General features: G+C 67.4%; 11 protein-coding genes and 3 pseudogenes. 5 read left to right on the top strand and 9 right to left on the bottom strand.

Annotated features, from left to right (window positions below):
- Window positions 1–100 precede the first annotated feature (100 nt).
- Window positions 101–1,075, bottom strand: a complete 975-nt coding sequence (locus OG878_RS01095) for a pirin family protein (protein ID WP_443049041.1) — start codon at window positions 1,073–1,075, stop codon at window positions 101–103.
- Between the two features lie 1,348 nt (window positions 1,076–2,423).
- On the opposite strand from OG878_RS01095, the gene OG878_RS01090 reads away from it, so the two are divergent.
- Window positions 2,424–4,667, top strand: a complete 2,244-nt coding sequence (locus OG878_RS01090) for a M4 family metallopeptidase (protein ID WP_328884958.1) — start codon at window positions 2,424–2,426, stop codon at window positions 4,665–4,667.
- A 426-nt stretch (window positions 4,668–5,093) separates the two neighbouring features.
- Here OG878_RS01090 and OG878_RS01085 read toward each other — a convergent pair whose 3' ends face one another.
- The 3 genes and pseudogenes from OG878_RS01085 to OG878_RS01075 all read right to left on the bottom strand — a co-directional run bounded on the left by OG878_RS01085 (window position 5,094) and on the right by OG878_RS01075 (window position 6,866).
- A complete protein-coding gene (locus tag OG878_RS01085) occupies window positions 5,094–5,840 on the bottom strand; it encodes an SDR family oxidoreductase (RefSeq protein WP_328891093.1) in 747 nt (248 codons plus the stop codon).
- Window positions 5,841–6,191: 351 nt separating this feature from the next.
- Window positions 6,192–6,490: pseudogene (locus OG878_RS01080) on the bottom strand (FAD-binding protein); the annotation flags it as partial.
- Window positions 6,480–6,866, bottom strand: coding sequence for a hypothetical protein (locus OG878_RS01075; protein ID WP_328884957.1), 387 nt, complete (start codon window positions 6,864–6,866; stop codon window positions 6,480–6,482). The pseudogene OG878_RS01080 and the gene OG878_RS01075, both read right to left, overlap by 11 nt.
- Window positions 6,867–7,453: 587 nt before the next feature.
- On the opposite strand from OG878_RS01075, the gene OG878_RS01070 reads away from it, so the two are divergent.
- Window positions 7,454–7,867, top strand: coding sequence for a GNAT family N-acetyltransferase (locus OG878_RS01070; protein ID WP_328884956.1), 414 nt, complete (start codon window positions 7,454–7,456; stop codon window positions 7,865–7,867).
- A 169-nt stretch (window positions 7,868–8,036) separates the two neighbouring features.
- On the opposite strand, the gene OG878_RS01065 is transcribed toward OG878_RS01070, so the two are convergent.
- Together OG878_RS01065 and OG878_RS01060 are read right to left on the bottom strand one after the other, a co-directional pair.
- Complete coding sequence (locus OG878_RS01065; RefSeq protein ID WP_328884955.1) at window positions 8,037–8,534, bottom strand: Ohr family peroxiredoxin; 498 nt, start codon at window positions 8,532–8,534, stop codon at window positions 8,037–8,039.
- 312 nt (window positions 8,535–8,846) lie between these two features.
- Entirely contained in the window at window positions 8,847–9,743 is an 897-nt protein-coding gene (locus tag OG878_RS01060) for an RNA polymerase sigma-70 factor (RefSeq protein WP_328891092.1), read from the bottom strand.
- Between the two features lie 804 nt (window positions 9,744–10,547).
- Here OG878_RS01060 and OG878_RS01055 point away from each other — a divergent pair.
- Together OG878_RS01055 and OG878_RS01050 are read left to right on the top strand one after the other, a co-directional pair.
- Window positions 10,548–11,855 (top strand): PP2C family protein-serine/threonine phosphatase, encoded by a 1,308-nt coding sequence (locus OG878_RS01055; RefSeq protein WP_328884954.1) that lies wholly within the window; start codon window positions 10,548–10,550, stop codon window positions 11,853–11,855.
- A gap of 555 nt (window positions 11,856–12,410) precedes the next feature.
- A complete protein-coding gene (locus OG878_RS01050) occupies window positions 12,411–12,845 on the top strand; it encodes a VOC family protein (RefSeq protein ID WP_328884953.1) in 435 nt (144 codons plus the stop codon).
- A gap of 69 nt (window positions 12,846–12,914) precedes the next feature.
- On the opposite strand, the pseudogene OG878_RS01045 reads toward OG878_RS01050, so the two are convergent.
- Window positions 12,915–13,246, bottom strand: a pseudogene (locus tag OG878_RS01045) (transposase); the annotation flags it as partial.
- Window positions 13,247–13,575: 329 nt separating this feature from the next.
- On the opposite strand from OG878_RS01045, the gene OG878_RS01040 reads away from it, so the two are divergent.
- Complete coding sequence (locus tag OG878_RS01040) at window positions 13,576–17,295, top strand: S8 family serine peptidase (RefSeq protein ID WP_328884952.1); 3,720 nt, start codon at window positions 13,576–13,578, stop codon at window positions 17,293–17,295.
- Window positions 17,296–17,743: 448 nt separating this feature from the next.
- Here the strand turns inward: OG878_RS01040 and OG878_RS01035 are convergent, their stop codons facing one another.
- Together OG878_RS01035 and OG878_RS01030 are read right to left on the bottom strand one after the other, a co-directional pair.
- Window positions 17,744–17,971 carry a hypothetical protein gene (locus OG878_RS01035; RefSeq protein ID WP_328891534.1) on the bottom strand — a complete coding sequence of 76 codons (228 nt, stop codon included), beginning with the start codon at window positions 17,969–17,971 and terminating at the stop codon, window positions 17,744–17,746.
- A pseudogene (locus OG878_RS01030) lies at window positions 17,950–18,156 on the bottom strand (transposase); the annotation flags it as partial. The pseudogene OG878_RS01030 and the gene OG878_RS01035, both read right to left, overlap by 22 nt.
- Between the last annotated feature and the right edge of the window lie 45 nt (window positions 18,157–18,201).

Raw genomic sequence — 18,201 nt, 5'->3', positions numbered from 1 at the left:
CCCGAGCCGTACCCCAAGGAGGCTGCGACCGAGAGGGCCTTGGGTGAACTCACTCTCGCAGGCTCAGGTCGTCCGAGCCATGGTGGCAACGACGCAGAGCTCAAGAAGAGGCCGGGTTCCTTCGCGGTGTAATGGTGGCATTGGGCAGCGCCGGGGCGGGGAGACGATCGCCGACGTACCCGTCGACCCGGCCGAATCTGTCAGATCCTCTCTGCCACGCTTCCCGGGCCTGGACGATGTCCTCGTGCGTGCGGCCGATGAAGTTCCACCACATGACGATTTCTTCCTGGAACGGCGGTCCCCCCAGCAATACCACCCGCGCCCGCTGCGGGGATGTATTGGTCAGAGCGAGCAACGTAAGGCCGGACGGGGCGTAGCCGAGTTCGGTCGCCCTGAGAGATGTGCCGTTCATGTCCACCTCGCCGCTGTCAACGATGACACCGTGCTCGAACTCTTCGCTGACAGCGAGATGCACCGTGGTGTGCGGCTCGATCGAGAGTTCCGCACCGAGCAGGGGAGTGAAGGTGGGAACGGGGGACGTGTGACCGGCGAGAGAGCCAAGAAACACTCGTGCCTCGCCGCCGTTCAGGCGCACGAGGTCGGGTACGTAGTGCTGGAAGTTCCGCGCTGTATGGCGGTGCGCATGGGGGAGCGCAACCCACAGCTGCAGGCCGTGCAACAGCGTGGTCCGCTGCGTTGACACCTCGGAGTGGCTGATGCCGAAGCCACCCGTCATGAGGTTCAGTTCACCGGGCCTGGCGAATGCATGGTTGCCGAGGCTGTCGCGATGCTCGATCTCGCCGCTGAACAGCCAGCTCACCGTCTGCAATCCGGTGTGTGGGTGGGGCGCCACCCTCATGCCGCCGGTCAGAGCGACATCGTCCGGGCCATAGTGATCAGCGAAGCACCAGGCACCGATGAGCGTGCGCGCTCGCTGAGGCAACGTGCGTCGCACCGTCATGGCGCGAGGGCCCCCGAGTGGTACGTCGCGTGCCGTGAGGATCTCGATACCCCGCTCAGAAAGGTCCGCGCTTGCGTACGCCTGCTCGGCGGGGTGTGGCTCCATGTTGCTCACAGGATGCAATCTCTTCTCACGACGTTTCGATCAAAATGGTTTGCTGACAGTGGTCCGGATGGACGGCCGAACGATGCACGATCCCGATCCCGCGCGACGCTTTCAGCTGCGGCTCTCCAGGCCGCACCGTCACGGTCGGGACCGTTCCGCCCATGACGTGCTCACCGTCAGGGGGAGCGGCAGAGGGCATCAGATCCGAGGACGGCACTGTGGCCGAAGCACTCACGGAACCTTGGGAGGGCAGACCGAAGTATTGGCTTGGTCACGGCTGTACTCCTCGGGCCGGGGTTCGTGAATCGCTCTCTCCCTTATGACCAGCCACCCGGGGAAGGTGTGACATACCACGATTGATGGTGTCCCCCCGGCAGGTCGGCTGCCCGTGGTGTGTCCGGTGAGCCGTGACCGCATGAACCCCGGTGCATCGGGCCACCTCCGCCTCCCTGGAGACACAGCCATCTGAAATCGTCACCCTGCCAACCCGGACATGGTGGAGGACAGTTGATCCACCGAGCCACATTCGACCCAAGCCGGGACGATGGGTGACGGCAACGCTTTCTGCCTCGTCCGCGAGCTGTGGTTGCTCCCCGCGGTCCGGACCGGCTCCTGCCCGACCCCCAGTCACAACGTGTCTGTCTCCCTCCATGCGCTTGCCGTCGACCGAACAGGACATGGCTGGAATTCGCGCGGCACTCCCGCGCCGCCCTTGCCCAGAAGCCCTTGCCCGCCCCGCAGGCGGCCCCCGCCGCTGTCAGGTGAGTCGCCGGCTTCCGAGGCTCGTCGTCGTCACCGACCGTCGCGCCATCACACGTCGCCGCCCAGGCGTTCCGTCCGCCGCTGCTCGCCGCCCCACCAAGGCGCCGTCAGGTCCGGCCTCACGCGTCTGAGCAGGGACAACGCAAGTCGACCCACCGGCCGGCGCCCTCAGTCGAGCACATCCTCGCCCCGTCGGAAGCGGCCTCCCGAGGCGGGACCGATCACCGCCACTCCGGGCGATCGGCCGGCGAACAGGCGGAGCTGACCGACCGTCACTTACCGGACACCAGGCCCCCTGCACAGGACGGTGGTCGGGAGCCGGGCAGCGCGCTCACAGGAGACCGACTTTCGGACAATGATCTCCACAATGGTGACAGTGTGAATGACCGCTGACACTATCTGGGCATCGTTCGACGGGTGTTCGGGCCCTCTCCGGGGGAGGAGGCGGCTCCTGAGGCAGTCACAGCGCCACTCGTCGTCACATCGCGAACACTCGTAAGGAGTCTCAGGAGTGACGAGCACGTTCCGTCCCACCAGATCCGCGTCATCCTCATCCCACCCGCCCTGGCCGGGAGCCTTCGGGCGCGGGCGCGCCATGGCGACCGCGACCGTCGCCATGGCCACGCTTCTGGCATCCCTTCTGCCCCTCGCCGCTGCGGACGCGCAGGAGAACCCGCAAGCAACCGTGACGACCTCCGCATCCGGTGCACGGGCGGTCGAACTCTCCTCCGCACAGCGCAATCACCTGCTGAAAGCCGCGGCCGACACGAGCGCCGACACGGCCGAGTCCCTGAAGCTGGGGGACGAGGAGAAGCTGATACCGAGGGACGTCATCAGCGACACCGACGGCACCGTTCACACACGTTATGAGCGCACTTTCGCCGGCCTCCCCGTACTCGGCGGCGACCTGGTCGTGCACGAGCGGGCCGGCGACCGGACCGTCACGAAGGCGTCCCGGGCGGCGCTCACACTGCCGACGACCAGGCCCACCGTCACTGGTACGAAGGCAAGGACGTCGGCCCTGGACATTGCCGAGCGGGAGAAGACCCGCAAGGCAGCAGTGAACGGCGCGCCGCGCCTGGTGGTCTGGATGGCAACCGGCAAGCCGTCCCTGGCCTGGGAGTCCAGCGTCACGGGGGTCCAGAAGGACGGCACCCCCAGCCGCCTGCAGGTGGTCACCGACGCGAAGACGGGCAAGCAGCTCGCGAGCGTCGAGCAGGTCCACTCGGGTACGGGCACCGGCCAGAACAACGGCACCGTGCGGATCGGCTCGGTCCGCAACGGCGACGTCTTCGAACTGGTGGACGCCGACCGAGGCAACCACGGGACGTACGACTACGACACGCGGCAGGTCATGACGGACGACGACGACGTCTGGGGCGACGGCACGCCGTCCAACCGTCAGACGGCCGCCGTGGACGCGGCCTACGGCGCCCAGCAGACCTGGGACTTCTTCCACTCCCGCTACGGCCGCGACGGCATCGCCGGCAACGGCGTCGGAGTGCGCTCCTACGTCCACGTCGGCGACGGGTACGTCAACGCGTACTGGGACGACGCGTGCTTCTGCATGAACTACGGCGACGGCGAGGACAACGCGCGCCCGCTGACGGCCCTGGACATCGCCGGCCACGAAATGACGCACGGCATCACCTCGGCCACCGCGGACCTGCTCTACAGCGGCGAGTCCGGCGGCCTGAACGAGGCCACCAGCGACATCATGGGCACCGCGGTGGAGTTCTTCACCAACAGCCCCAAGGACGTCCCGGACTACCTGATCGCGGAGAAGGTCGACGTCTACGGCACCGGCGTGCCGCTGCGCTACATGGACCAGCCGTCCAAGGACGACGTGGGCTTCGGCGGGTCGCAGGACTACTGGACCACCGGCACCAAGTACCTGGACCCGCACCAGAGCTCGGGCCCGGCGAACCACTTCTTCTACCTGCTCTCCGAGGGCAGCGGAAAGAAGACGATCAACGGCATCCGCTACGACAGCCCGACCTCCGACGGCAGGAAGGTCGCCGGTATCGGCCGTGAGTCGGCCACGGACATCTGGTACCGCGCGCTGACCGTCTACATGACCAGCACGACGGACTTCGCCGGTGCGCGCACCGCCACGCTCCAGGCTGCGGCCGACCTCTACGGGATGGGCAGCAAGAAGTACGAGGCGGTCGGCAACGCCTGGGCCGCGGTGCAGGTCGGGTACCGCTACGTCCACCACATCGCGGTCGACAGCACGAACCCGCGGCGGACGGCGACCGGTCAGTCGGTGACCTGGCAGATCCAGGCGCAGAGCTCCCGTCCGGGCGCCCTCAGGTACTCCGCCAAGGGCCTCCCGCGCGGCATGTCCCTCGACGCGAGGACCGGCCTGGTCGCCGGGGTCCCGGCGAAGGGCGGCGAGTTCCGGCCCTCCATCACCGTCAAGGACGCGGCGGGCGACTCCCGGACGGTCCGGTACCAGTGGACCGTGCTGGCCTCCGGTGGCGACGTCTTCGTCAACCCGAACCGGTACGACATCCCCAACTGGGCGGTGATCGAGAGCCCGGTCACCGTCAGCGGCCGCAAGGGCAACGCCCCGGCCGACCTCAAGGTGACCATCGACCTCTACGCCGTCCACGTCGGCTTCTACGTGATCGACCTGGTCAGCGAGGACGGCCGGGTGATCCCGGTGAAGGGCTGGTCGCAGGGTCCCGTTGCGATTCCGGAACTGCACGAGACGTTCACCGTCGACGCCTCCGCGATCCCGGCCGACGGCACCTGGAACCTGAGGGTCAGGGACAACACCCCCGGCAACTTCCACGTGCTCCCCGGCTACCTCGATACCTGGAGCATCAGCTTCTGATCCGGCCCCCGGGCACCACCGCCGACCCCATGGCCCGATGACCGGTCCGGACATCACCGACGGCCCCGCCAGGGACGGCCATGGCACAGGTCTCGGCCGCACCCTACGGCAGCCGCCGTAGGGTGCGGCCGAACGCCGTGAAAGCCACGACCTCCCCGTCGAGGGTCATGCGGCCTACTCGACGGAGATCCGCCGGCCCGGGCCGCCGGACATCTCGCCGGCGGCTCGGCGACCTCCACGCGCTCCCCATCCACTGCAAGGCGGTGTACTCGGCCTCCCTGCGCCTCGTGCCACCAGTCGGAGCGTCAGCGCGACGCTCTCGACGCAGGAGGGCTCGGGCACGAGCCCGGTGAGCGGAGCGAGGACCTGGCGGCCTGACGCAGCCCAACGGCGCTGAGTGCGGCGGGCAGGAGCCACATCACCGTCTTACTGCTGCTGCGCGAGCCAGTCGGTGAAGCGGGTCTCAGCGATGTTCGCGTCGGGGCCGGGAAGGAGGCTGGTCTCCTCGAGCTCGGCACCGTAGTACCGGGCGTGGGGGTCCACGACGACCGTACGAGGATCGTTGTCGGGGGCGAGGCCCTTGCGGATGAACTCGTCGAACCGGAACACCTCGGGACCGGCAACCTCCACCGCGCCGTTGACGGGCGTGCCGACGGTCGTGCGGCCCAGTGCGGCGGCCACATCATCGGAGTAGATGGGCTGGATCCCTGCGGCGGGAACACGCACGGTGTCGCCCTCGGTCGCCGAGTCCGCGATGCCCTTCACGAACTCGAAGAACTGCGTGGCGTGGACGATGGAGTACGGGATCCCGGATGCCTTGATGAGCTCCTCCTGCGCGAGCTTGGCGCGGAAGTAGCCGTTCTCCGGGAGCCGCTCGGTTCCGACGATGGAGAGGGCGACATGGTGGGTCACACCGGCGTCCGCCTCCGCCCTGAGGAGGTTGGCGGTCGAGGTACGGAAGAACTCCATGACGGCATCGTCCTCGTACGACGGGGAGTTCGACACGTCGACCACGGCCGATGCACCCTGCAGAACCTCAGCCAGGCCCTCACCCGTCAGTGTGTTGACGCCCGTGCTGGGCGCGGCCGGCACCGCCTCGTGGCCGTGTTCGTTGAGCTTGCCCACCAGCTTCGAGCCGATGAGGCCAGTTCCGCCGATCACTACAACCTTCATGATGGGAATCCTCTCGAGGTTCTTGCCGTGCAGCGGGCGCCATGAGACGTTGCCCGACTGCACCGGTCCATGTTGTCTGCAGTAGCAAAGACAGGACGGTGACTGTATTTGTGACAGGGCGCCCGCGTGGACTTCGGAGACTTTTCTCAACCGGGCGGCCGAACACCGGGACGACGCCACAGAGGAGCACCGTGCTCGTCCATGCGACATTACGCGCATGCGCGTGTTCAAGAGATGTGCCTGTCGGCGTGCCGTGCTGGAAGGTACTCCCAGCAGGGCATGCGGCGAGCTTGCCGTCGGCCAGGACACGCTCCATCGGTGAGGAGATGTCCTCCGGGACGGGGAAATGTTCTCGCGTACGACGCCGCCGTGCTCGGTCATGGTGGTGCGCATGGCGCGTAGCAGTGCGCGCACGCGCTCCGGCCCGTCGGCGGCGAGCAGGTCGTGGACCAGCAGCTCGATGAGGCTGTGCCGCCGAGCCGGTTGAAGCAGTGCAGGCCGCTGGACGCCTCACCGAGGGCGTGGAGGCCGTGGACGCCGGTGCTGTGGTCCTCGGGCCGGACCCGGACCCCGCCCATCGAGCAGTGCGCCGTGAGTGTGACCTCGATCGGCTCGCGGGTGATGTCCAGCATCTGCAGGTCAAGGAGCGTCGACATCGGCGTGTTCGCCAACCGTGAGGAAGCGGCTGCCGACGTCGTTCCCGTCCCGACCAGGGGGGCGTCCTCCTTCGTCCACCTCTGCTGTTCGCAGGGCCACTGGCCGCCGGTGTGAGGTCAGCTCGGCGGCGTGTGGGCCTGAGGCCGGCGGGACGGTGCCACAATCGTGGGCACGGTGACCACCGCAACGTCTTCCGTGATGAGGCGATGCACCGGACAGCGGTCGGCCACCGCCAGCAGCCTCGGCGGGCTCCAGGTCGCCGACGATCCTGATGTTCTTGACGATCTGTCCCCGCGGATCGAACTGCAGGTCCACATCCACTTGGTGGAGCTGCCACCCGTGCCGGTCCGCATAGGCGCGGACCGTCATGGAGGTACACGTCCCGAGGGCGGCCAGGAGAAGTTCTCCAGGTGTGGGCCCCGTGTCCGTACTGAGGGGCTCCGGCTCGTCCGCTGTCAGGATGTGGGGTCCGATCGTGACGGAGCGGGCGAGACGCCTGCCCTCACGAACTGACACGGGGCGTCTCGGCATCAGTGTGCCTCTCTTCGGGAGGGAATGCACCGCTCGTGGCCGGTGATCATCGAACGGGACGGCGAGTTCCACCCGGATCCAGTGTCTCGCCAGTTACCAGTAAGACAGTGCTGCTCATGTTCGTGTGACAGTCTCTTCTCCTGTTGTGCACTCAAGACGTCACCATCACCGGCTTCCGACCGGAAGGATTCGAGTGCGCTGTCACACTGTGCTGTGGTGCACGGTCTTATGTCACGGCCCGACACTTCACCGACCAGTCAGACCGCATGCGCATGATGATTTCTCCCACCGCGCACGGTTGCGGAAGAGAGACCATGTGTCATAAAAGCAAGATTGTCCGGATAAGTTCTGAAGACATCGAACGTGCCACGGCCATGCACCGCAGGTGTTCCACTCACACACTCTGGAGTCGATACCACAGGGGGATGGGCGATCCTCATTCCTACTTGCGTGCACTGCTGGATCGCCCGGGTTCGGTGCATCTGGCTGTGCAGGACAGCTCTGACAGGATTGTCGCTGTGGGGCATCTGATGCCGGACAACGAGAAGGCAGAGGCGGCACTCCTCGTCGAGGATGCATGGCAGAACAATGGGCTCGGTACTCGGCTCCTCCGCCACCTTGGACACCATGCCATCAGGGGAGGCTGGAAAGAGATGTACGGCCTCATCCTGCCCGGCGACGAGCGCATCTCGGCCGTCCTGCGTCACGCTGCCGTTCCGGTTCACTTTCTCCGGGAGGACGGTGCGACGACTGCCTGGGCCGAAACCAGTGATATCGCGATCGCGGTACCCCCTTGGCGACGAAGAACCGGTTGCCGTAGCTCGGCGCGCGACTGGTGAGTGCCGGGGGAGTTCCGTGTGCCGCCGTGCGGCGGCACACGGCGGCTGTGCAATCGGGCGGACACCCCCGCACGCTGCGACCTGACCGGGCCGTTGCAGCGCCACTGCATCCAGGCTCCCGGAGCAGACGACCGCGGTGCATGTCAGCTCACCGGGGAAGCCGCCCTGGTCAGGGAGCCAAGGTGATGGGTGTCGGCGTCCCCTGCCCAGCCATCCTCGTGTAGGGGCACAGTGAGTCGGCCTTCTCCAGAAGGGGAGCGGCGATCTCCGGAGCGACGCCCGGCCACGTGACCACCAGACCGACCCGCAGCCCATAGCCGCCGTGTCCCGGGTCCCGCCCGAACGTCACAGTCGCCTCTACGGCGATCCCGGCGGGATCGAGCGCCGCTCGTCGCGCCACGAGGCTCAGTGCTCCGTGGAAGCAGGCTGCGAGTCCGGCGGCGAACAACTGCTCCGGGTTGGTACCCCGGCCGTCTCCACCGAGCTCGGCAGGCATGCGCAGGCTGACGTCCAGGACCCCGTCGGCCGACCGTGCCCTCCCCGAAGCCCGCCCGTGGCCGGCTACGCCGCCGCTGACGGTCACGGCCGTCGTGTAGATGGCGGAGAAGGACGCCCCGTCGAAGTCCCTGTCGGTGGACAGATCGGGCGGCTGGATCTGATCGGTCACAGCGTGACTCCGACGTTGTTGCCGTACGCGCCCCGGCCCGACTGCACGCATGGAGCGGGCAAGACGGTGGAAGGCACGAGGCCTGCCCATGCAGGAACCTTTGCTCGGCCGGTAAGGCGACACACCCGTTCGCCGGCACGGCTCAGTGTGCCGCTCATGACAATCGTCACGTCGTCTGTCCTTCACGTCTTGGAAAACCCGGGTTCCGACGACCGGTTGACCGACAAGTCACTCCTGTTGTGACACGTGCAGGGCCTCACTCCGGGCCAGGGCATTGTGAGTCCGGTCGAGCAAACCGTTCTCCAGAGGTATTCAGCTGCTCAGTGACGCCACATACGGTGACAGCTTGGCCGGGTTCATCACCCACATGATCCGGTCGATCCCTTCCGCAGACACATCGATGGACAGCAGGGCCACCGCGTGCCCGCCGGATGAGACAAGAACCGCCGGCCGGCCGTTGGCCTCGACCCACCGAACGTCCGACTGGGGCCAGAAGCGCGGCGCGAAGGCAGCAAGGTACTTGGAGACATGCGGACGTCCGATGACGGGAATCTTTGTTGCGCCACGCACCCCTCCGCCGTCGGAGTAACTGACGACGTCCGCAGCGAGAACATCCTCCAGCACCGTGAGATTGCCCGTCTGTGCTGCGGTGAGGAACACTTCCAGCAGACGCCGGTGATCAGCAGGGCTGACGCGCTTCCTGCGTTCGTCGGCCAGGTGCTTGCGCGCACGGCTCACCAACTGGCGCGTGTTGGCCTCACTCGTTTCCAGGATGTCTGCGACCTGCTTGTAGGGGTAGTCGAATGCTTCCCTCAGGACATAGGCGGCCCGTTCCACCGGGTTCAGCTTCTCGAGGAGGAAGAGAACAGCCATTTCGAGTGCCTCAGCCCGTTCCGCCCCCATATGCGGGTCCAGGCTGGTATCAACGGGCTCGGGAAGCCACGGCCCGATGTACGACTCCCGCCGCACTCTGGCGGACTGGGCAAAGTTGATTGCCAGACGTGCGGTGACGGTGGACAGGAAGGCTGTCGGCTCGAGAACGCTCGTGCGGTCGGCGGTCTGCCACCGCAGCCACGCTTCCTGAACGATGTCCTCGGCTTCCACAGTGCTGCCGAGCATGCGGTACGCGATACCGAAGAGCTGCGGGCGCGCTGAGAGGAACTCCCTCGTCGCCTGGTCAAGGGAGTCGGCGTCATCCCCAGTGTGCATGGTCGTCCCTTCCGCCGAGGTCACCATGCTATAAGCCGCTGCTCAATGTGTGCTCGTGGGCACGCGCTCGCGTGGTGCGTGCCGGCCTCCGGGGTCCCATTCGACGGCCGGGACCGGACCTGCCGATCGGCATGGTGTCCGAGCACGGTCCAGTCAGGGGAGGACGAGGCCGAACGGCCGGGCGTGGCGCAGTAGGCGTATGCGCTGCCCGAGGCACAGCGCTTTCGATGCCACCGTCCGCCAGCCCTCGGGGCCGATCTTGACCTGGGACGTCCGAGGACAGCGGCAGAAGCTCCGGGGTTGAGACAGCACGGAGAGTCTGCAGAGATCCTGCCGTCGCAGGCGCCCCATTCTTCCCTCGTGTCACACATCCGGTGTCTGTCCTGTCTGATGTACGAACGACGAAGGGCGAGAAATGGGATTGAGGACGGCGAATGGCACCGAGCGAGAGCGGTGAAGCTCACTCGCGACCGGTGACGCACGTGGACGCACCTTCCGCGGCAGAGTGCTTCACGGGCGGGAACGGAATTCCTTTTCGTGCAAATGAGATCTGTGCCGGCAGCGCAGCCTTGGCAATCGGTTCAGGTTTCTTATCCGTTCCGTCCGTGTATCGGTTGTTCCGGTGCAAGAGTCACCTGATTTCGAGTGCGGTTCCACCTTTCCAGTCCAACGCCCAGTAGATTTAACTTTCCGTGCACAGCCGTGCGGCAGGCGCCGGAGAGATTTGTTCGCCACGATCGCAGCCGTGAAGTGATTCAGACTCTTTCTCGGGATCCGCCAAGGGCCGGCTTGGGTCGTTTCTGAGTGGTGCCGGACAGTGCCTATTTTCTGTACGAAAGCTTTGATATGACCAGCATGTTCCCACAGTCAGGTGCGCGTGATCGTCATCTGCACAGAACTGGCTTCGACAGGGGTGTGGGCATCGAGGGAATCTCTCCTTGCCATGAATTCACTCTGCTTTTGATATCGGACGACGAGCGAGAGGCTTCCACTGTTCGGCACGTGCTCTCGCCGAGCGGGCTCACCCACATGCTGGTGTGGCGTAGGACAGTCAGTGACGCGGGAGCTCTGCTCGGACTGCGCAGAGGGCAGGTGTGCGTCCTCGTCGGGCGCCCCGCTTCCGGTCTCAAGCCCACAGAAGTTGTCAGCCGGATACGTGATCGAGCGCCGCATGCAGCTGTTGTCGTCATCACTGACGCGGCATCATTCGAGGGAGTCGGGCTTCCTGATGACATGGTGCAGGGCTACGTGTTCCGGGAAAGAACCAGCCCAGAGGAACTTGGCCGTGCTATTTGGCTTGCCCTGCAGGGGAAGCATGTGAATACGGTCATGGCCACGGTAGAAGCCAACGCACTGATCGCTCGCGAGAATTTTTCATTGGAGCGTGGTCTGTTTCCTGCTCCGGCACTGCGTGGAGACGACTTCACGGCGGTATCACGTTACGAGCCGAGGCGTTCCCATGCAATTCTGAGCGGCGACTTCTATGATGTGGTGCAGACTGAAGATGCGACCGTCCACGTCATCTTGGGGGACGTTTCCGGACATGGAGCGGCCGAGGCCGCTCTGGCAGTTCAGTTGCGTATGGCCTGGCGGACATCCGTTCACTGCGGCAAGACTCAACTCGAGCAGTTGTGCATTCTTGAAAGGATCCTGATCGACGAAAGGACGGACGACGACACGTACGCCACGGTCGTTTCGTTGGTGTTTCCCCCTGAAGGAATCTCTGTGAGGGTGGTGAGTGCGGGGCATGCCGGTCTCCTCCTTCGAAGGTCGGGGGAAATCCACTGGGTGGAGCCGCGGACGGGTATAGCACTGGGCTTCTTTCCAGGATGCATGGACTGGGCGGAGACCTGTATAGAACTCTCTCCCCGGGACAGTGTGGTTCTCTTCACCGATGGGTTGTTCGAAGGAAAGACCGACTCCTCCGCACGGCTCGGCGAGGAAGGCCTCCTGCGACTGGCGACCCAGTACTCGCACTTGCCGCCTCAGGAATTCATTGATGCATTGGTTGCGGATACTGCGTCCATGGCTGCTCCCTTCGGGGGGCTGGCAGACGACGTGGCCGTCCTCCAAGTGGGCTGGAATCCGCCGAATGCTCCGCGTGAAGCGTGATTCCCTCCTGGGTGAGCCGCAACACCAGGACCCGGATGGAGTGCACGGTCCGCGGCCTTCCCGAGCGCTTGGGTTGAGAGCCCGCGGCGTGGCGGCGCGCTGGGCAACGGAAGAGGGCGGTTCGACCTGGTCGATTGCGTCGTTCTTGGCGGCGTAGTTGCATCGGCTGCCGAGGGAGGCGCTGCGCAGGGGCGCCACTGTTGGTGCGGCCGGAGCGGTGCCGCGATGGCACCGTCGACCGCTTTCTCCTGTAGCGGGTGCCGCAGTCGTTCGGCCTCGGGTTCCGGCGGTCTGCTGCCGAGTCAACAGCATGCGGCCATCGCGCCCGGTACGGTGAGACCAGCCAATGCGAGCGGCCCGCATCCCGACCCCGCCCATTTCGCGCATCGGCTCCCACCTGGGCGGATGAGGTCTTCAGTAGGAGCAGCGCCGGCAGCTGTGACGTCACCACCTGCGACCGCACGACACAACAGCGGCTCTCAAGGACCATCCCCCCGCAACGTGCATATGGCTACCGGGAGATGAGCAACAGAGTCCCCCTGCTATGGTGCGCCGATGTCATCGATCAAGCAGTTCCAAGTCACCTTCGACTGCGCAGAGCCTGAGCGCGTCGCTCGTTTTTGGTGCGAGGTGTTGGGGTACGTCGTATCGCCGCCACCGAAGGGGTTCGGCACTTGGGACGATTTCGAGAGCTCGCGGCCGCCTGAGGATCGGGGTTCATGGTTCGCCTGCAGTGATCCCTCAGGTGTGGGCCCGCGCCTGTTCTTTCAGCGCGTTCCCGAGGGCAAGGTCGTCAAGAATCGGGTGCATCTCGACGTGCGGGTCGGCACCGGGCTCGTGGGGGACGAGCGCCTTGCCACGCTCGAAGCCGAGTGCGCACGACTGGTCGCGCTCGGCGCCACCCACGTGCAAACGCTGTATGCCGATGAGGAAAACGAGTCGTGCATCCCGATGCTGGACATCGAGGGCAACGAATTCTGTATCGACTGAGCACTCTCCGAGCCGGGGAGGCGGAGAGCCGCCTCCCCTGGGCCCCTCTGGTCTCGTATGGAGCGGGAGTTACCCCGTGAGGGCGAGGTTGTGCAGCCGGGCGATGCCGAGCATGGCGGTGTGAACGCCGTCGCCTTTCAGACGGCAGTCACGAGGGATCTTCCATGCCTTCATCCGCGCGAAGGCGTGCTCGACGCGGGCCCGGACCTTGCGGTGGGAGGTGTTGTGCTCCTCTTTCCAGGCCGGCAGTTCGGTCTGGCCGCGTTCATGGCGGTGCGGGATGAGTAGGCCGGTGCCCCGATAGCCGCCGTCCGCGATGACCGTGGCCCGGCCGACGGCAGTCTCGCACCAGAAAGTTCCCACGCCTTGCAATCGTTGCGGTTGCCCGTGACCGGTCGGCCGGTTGCCGCGCGCCGGGGACCGCCCCCCGCACGTTCTCACCCGCACCGGCTGTCCCGGAGAGACAGGCGCCATGCGCGACGTGAACGCCCCGGGGACCGGAGCGTGTTCACCGTGGTGCAAGGCCGGCTCCGACCACACGGTGTCACACGGCGGCGTCATCGTGATGCTCCCGCACTTGTCGACATCCCCTTTGGGTGGGGATGCCGGAAACAATCCTGACCACATGGTGTGCAGGCCTGGTCAGAAGCGAGTGAAACATGGGTAGATGGCGTCGGCATTCTTCTTCACCATGTGATGCCACCAACTTGTTGACCGACCTAGGACTCAAGTGAGACCCCATATAGCTGCCCGCAAGGGCCTGCCTCTCCTCGCCGCGGTCACGGCCCTGCTGACGGTCATTCCGTCGGCGGCCGCCGATGACGGCGGCCCCGCCGCGCCCGGCGTGGTGGTGGTCCCCGGCGCCGGTTCTGCCGATGCCGCCGTGCGCACCGTGACCCTGATCACGGGTGACCGTGTCACAGTCACCCCCGGCGGATCCGGTCCCGTCACGGTCGCCGTGGCCGGCCCGGACGGAGGCCGGGCAAACGCCCGTGTCACGACCCGGGACGGCGACGTCTACGTCTTCCCCGCGGCAGTCGAACGGCACATCGCCGCCGGGCAACTCGACGAGGCGCTGTTCGATGTCACCCGCCTCGTCGCCGACGGCTACGACGACTCCCGCTCACGCGGGCTCCCGGTCATCCTCAGCTACGCCTCGGACTCACTGCGCAGGAAGGACCTTCCCTCGCTGCCGGACGGAGCCACCGGTGCGCGAGCGCTGACCAGCGTCAACGGCACCGCGGTGACCGAGAACCGGGACGAGGCCGCCGACTTCTGGGCCGACCTCACCCGGCCCGCGGCCAAGTCCCGCGCCGCGGCAGCGCTGCCGGAGCTGAACGGCGGGGTCACCAAGGTGTGGCTGGACAGCAAGGTCAGCGCCGACCTCGCCGACAGCGTCGCGCAGATCGGCGCCCCGAAGGAGTGGGCGCGAGGCAACACCGGCAGCGGCGTCGACGTCGCCGTCCTGGACACCGGCTATGACACCGGCCACCCCGACCTGGACGGCGTCGTCGCCTCCTCCCGCAGCTTCGTGCCCGACGAGGAGGTCGTCGACCGCAACGGCCACGGCACCCACGTCGCCTCCACCATCGCCGGCAACGGCGCCGCCTCCGACGGAGCGGAGAAGGGCGTCGCACCCGGAGCCCGCCTCCACGTCGGCAAGGTCCTCGGCAACAACGGTTCCGGCTCCACCTCCTGGATCATCGAAGGCATGGAATGGGCCGCACGCGACGCCCACGCCCGGGTGATCAGCATGAGCCTGGGCGGCTACAGCCCCTCCGACGGCACCGATCCGCTGAGTCAGGCCGTCAACACCCTCAGCGCCGAGAGCGGTGCCCTGTTCACCGTCGCCGCCGGCAACGCCGGCCCCGACGAGTCCACCGTCTCCGCCCCTGGCGCGGCCGACGCCGCCCTGACCGTCGGCGCGGTCGACTCCTCGGACGCCATGGCTTCCTTCTCCGGCCGCGGCCCGCGTTTCCGTGACGACGCCCTCAAGCCCGAGATCACCGCGCCCGGCGTCGGCATCCTCGCCGCCCGCTCGCAGTACGCCACCTTCGGCAGCGGCTCCTATGCCTTGCTGAACGGCACGTCGATGGCCACCCCGCATGTCGCCGGTGCCGCCGCCCTGGTGGCCGCCCGCCACCCGGACTGGACCGGACAGCGCATCAAGGACGCCCTCGTCAGCACCGCCCACCCCACCCCCGGTACCCCCGCTGACACGGGCGGCAACGGCCGCGTGGACGTCGCAGCGGCCGCCGCGGCCAACCTGGTCTCCACCGGTGTCGCCGACAGCGGCATCCACTCCCTCGGCGGCAAGCCAGGGGAGACGGTGACCCGCGGGATCGAGTGGCTCAACAGCGGCAACCAGGCGATCACCGTCACGGTCCGGACCGACGCGCCCGACGCGCCCGCGGGCCTCTTCACCGTCGCCGACCACCAGGTCACCGTCCCCGCCCACGGCAGTGCCGCCACGACCGTCACCACCGACCTGGACCGCGCCCCGGCCGGCTCCCGGTTCACCGGACACGTCACCGCTCTCGTCGACGGCCACGAGGTCACCCGGACTCTGCTCGCCGTCAGCACCCGCGAGGAGATGCACCACCTGCGGGTGCACGTCCAGGGCCGCGACGGAGAACCGCTCTCCGACATCGTCAGGTTCCAGCGCAAGGGCGATGTCTACCCCGCGCTGGGCGCGAGCGACGTGGACGGCGACATCGACATGGTGGTGCCCGACGGCACGTACACGGTGTGGATGTGGGGCACCGTCCGAGGCACCCACGGGGCGTCCTCCCTGGGCCGGGCACTGCTGGTCAAGACCGGCATCCAGATCAGCGGCACCGACAAGGCGGTGACCCTCGACGGCACCCGGCTGCGCGAGACCGAGTTCATCACTCCGCAGGAGGCCACGGCCGTCGACATCCGCACCGACCTCAGTCAGTCCTTCAAGGACGGCTCCCCCGCCATCACCGACAGCGAGAGCGTCGGTCTGGCGTTCGACAGCATGTGGACACTACCGACCGCCAAGCCCACCGGAGGCGACCTGCTGTACACCGTCCGCTCGCGGATGGAGCAGCCGCTGCTGAGCCTGTCCTCGGGCCCGCAGAAGTTCGACGACCTATGGCTGCAGCCCTGGTCGGCCCGCCCCACCGAACGCGCCCGGACCCTGCCGGCGGTGTTCGCCGGTGCGGGTACCGCGAACGCGTACGAGGCCGCCGGCGCCCGGGGCAAGATCGCCGTCGTCCGCTACGCCGGCGAGGACCAGGCCGCGGCCGCCGAGAAGGCGGGCGTCGCCATGCTGGTCCTGGTCAACGACGTGGACGGGCGGCTGTTCGAGGCGGGGAACCGTACGAGCCTCGTCACAGCGGGCATCTCCCGGACCGAGGGCGAGTCGCTGATCGACCGCATCCAGGACAGCAGTTCACACTCGGTGCCCATGCGGACCGTCGGCCACGCCGAGACAGGCTACCTCTACGACCTGGTCCACACCTGGCGCGGCGGCATCCCGGAGACGGCACGCTACGCGCCTCGGCCGCACGAACTCGCCAAGGTCGACGTCGAGTTCCGCAACAGCCCCGCCCACGACGTCATGGAGAACCGCTTCGACGTCCAGTCCTACCTGCCCTTCCGTTTCAACAGCCAGCGGCTGTCCACCGCGGGAGCACGACGCACCGACTGGGTGACTGCGTCCCCCGACGCCACGTGGACGGAGGAGGCTTACGAAGAGACCGTCACCTCCCAGTACTCCGGTCAGGTCAGCTACCCGGCGGGTCGCACCACCGACGTGACATGGTTCGGCCCCATCGAACATCCGCGGCTCAACGAGTCCCAGCAACCACCCCGCCGCACAGGCAACTCGGTCTCCGGGCTCCTCGCCGGCTTCGGTGACGGAGGACGCGACCACGCCGCGACCTCCGGCCCGGGAACCACCACGCAGACCGTCGAACTCCACCGGGGCGGCACACTGCTCAGCAGCGCCGAAGGCGCCTGGCTGGACGCCGAACTGCCCGCCGTCACCAGCCGCTACCGGCTGGTGACCACCACCGAACGCACCGGGGGACACCCCTACTCCGTGGCCACCCGCACCGAGTGGAGCTTCTCCTCCACCGCACGGCCTCAGGGCGAGCAGCAGGTACTTCCTCTGGTGCAACTGGACTACGCGCTGGCGACCTCAGCCGACGGCGCGGCACGGCGCGACGCCGAACTCGTCGTGACTGCCTCGCAGCTGAAGGGTGTGCCGACCGCGAAGACCCGGACCGACGAAGTGGAGCTGTCCTACGACGACGGCCGTACCTGGCAGCGCGCCACGCTCAGCGACGCCGGTGACGGCTCCGCCCGGGCGAAACTGGACGCACCGCGCCGCGCCGCTTTCCTGTCCGTGCGGGTCCACGCCTCAGACTCCCGGGGCGACACGGTGACCCAGACCGTCATCAGGGCGGCCGGCCTGCGCTGACCGGCGTGCGTCGGAGGGGGGTACGTCCTGCACCGGGACGTACCCCCCTCCGGCACGCTGTGCCCTTGACCGTGACCGGCATACCACCCGCCGAACCTCTCGCAGTAGCGGACCGCCGGACTCGCGTGAGGCCGAGACGTTCCGTGCGTCCGTCCTCCAGCACAGGCGGACATCGAGTCTGCCCGGTGCGCCGGACGGCCACGCGCCCCAAAGGGACGGGAGCCCGTATCGGGGCGGGTAGCGGGCGCGCTCGCCTGCCCGGTCGCCCGGTCGGGCAGCGGCACGCGGATCAGGGTTGGGGGCGGCAGCCGATGTGATCGAAGCCGCTCAGCAACCGGTTCGGCGCCTGCGCGCAGCAGAGGGTCCGTGTCCGCGTGAACGTCGAGGACACGGACCCTGCGGGTCGACCGGCCTTCCGTGGCTGCCCCGCGTCACCGGCCTCCCGTGGCTACTTGAGGCCGAAGGCGCGGATCAGTGTCTGGCTCACGCTGTTGCCTTTGGTGTCCCGCGCCGTCGTGTGCAGGCTCGCGTAGCGGGCCCGGGAGGGCGCGTCGAGCTGCGCCTTCCAGTCGTTGTCCGACGAGCGCAGCGCTGTCCTGTGCCAGGTGGCCCCGTCGTCGTACGACACCTCCACCGACACCGTGCGGATCGCCCCGGCGTGTGACGCGCCCTGCACGTGCGAAGCACTGGCACCTTGATGGCGTCCAGAAGCGCCTCGAACATCGCGGAGTCGTTCACGTTCCCGGCCGTCACGACGAACGACAGGGGTAGACCACGGCCGTCCACCGCCAGGTGCACCTTCGTCGTCCGCCCGCCGCGGGACCGGCCGAGGGCCTGCCGCGCCGCCGAGCGCTGCGGATCGGCAGGGTGGGCCCAGACGTCAGACGAGGCCCCGTCGTCTGGTTC

The organism is Streptomyces sp. NBC_00316 (genome assembly GCF_036158715.1).
Lineage (GTDB): Bacteria > Actinomycetota > Actinomycetes > Streptomycetales > Streptomycetaceae > Streptomyces.
This window is presented reverse-complemented; position numbering and strand designations above follow the sequence as displayed.

What these genes read in the sequence shown, in the direction of transcription:
- OG878_RS01060 (WP_328891092.1), bottom strand. Translation starts at nt 9,743, where the DNA reads ATGCACACTGGGGATGACGCCGACTCCCTTGACCAGGCGACGAGGGAG.
- OG878_RS01075 (WP_328884957.1), bottom strand. Translation starts at nt 6,866, where the DNA reads ATGACGGTCCGCGCCTATGCGGACCGGCACGGGTGGCAGCTCCACCAA.
- OG878_RS01050 (WP_328884953.1), top strand. Translation starts at nt 12,411, where the DNA reads ATGTCATCGATCAAGCAGTTCCAAGTCACCTTCGACTGCGCAGAGCCT.
- OG878_RS01070 (WP_328884956.1), top strand. Translation starts at nt 7,454, where the DNA reads ATGGGCGATCCTCATTCCTACTTGCGTGCACTGCTGGATCGCCCGGGT.
- OG878_RS01090 (WP_328884958.1), top strand. Translation starts at nt 2,424, where the DNA reads ATGGCGACCGCGACCGTCGCCATGGCCACGCTTCTGGCATCCCTTCTG.
- OG878_RS01085 (WP_328891093.1), bottom strand. Translation starts at nt 5,840, where the DNA reads ATGAAGGTTGTAGTGATCGGCGGAACTGGCCTCATCGGCTCGAAGCTG.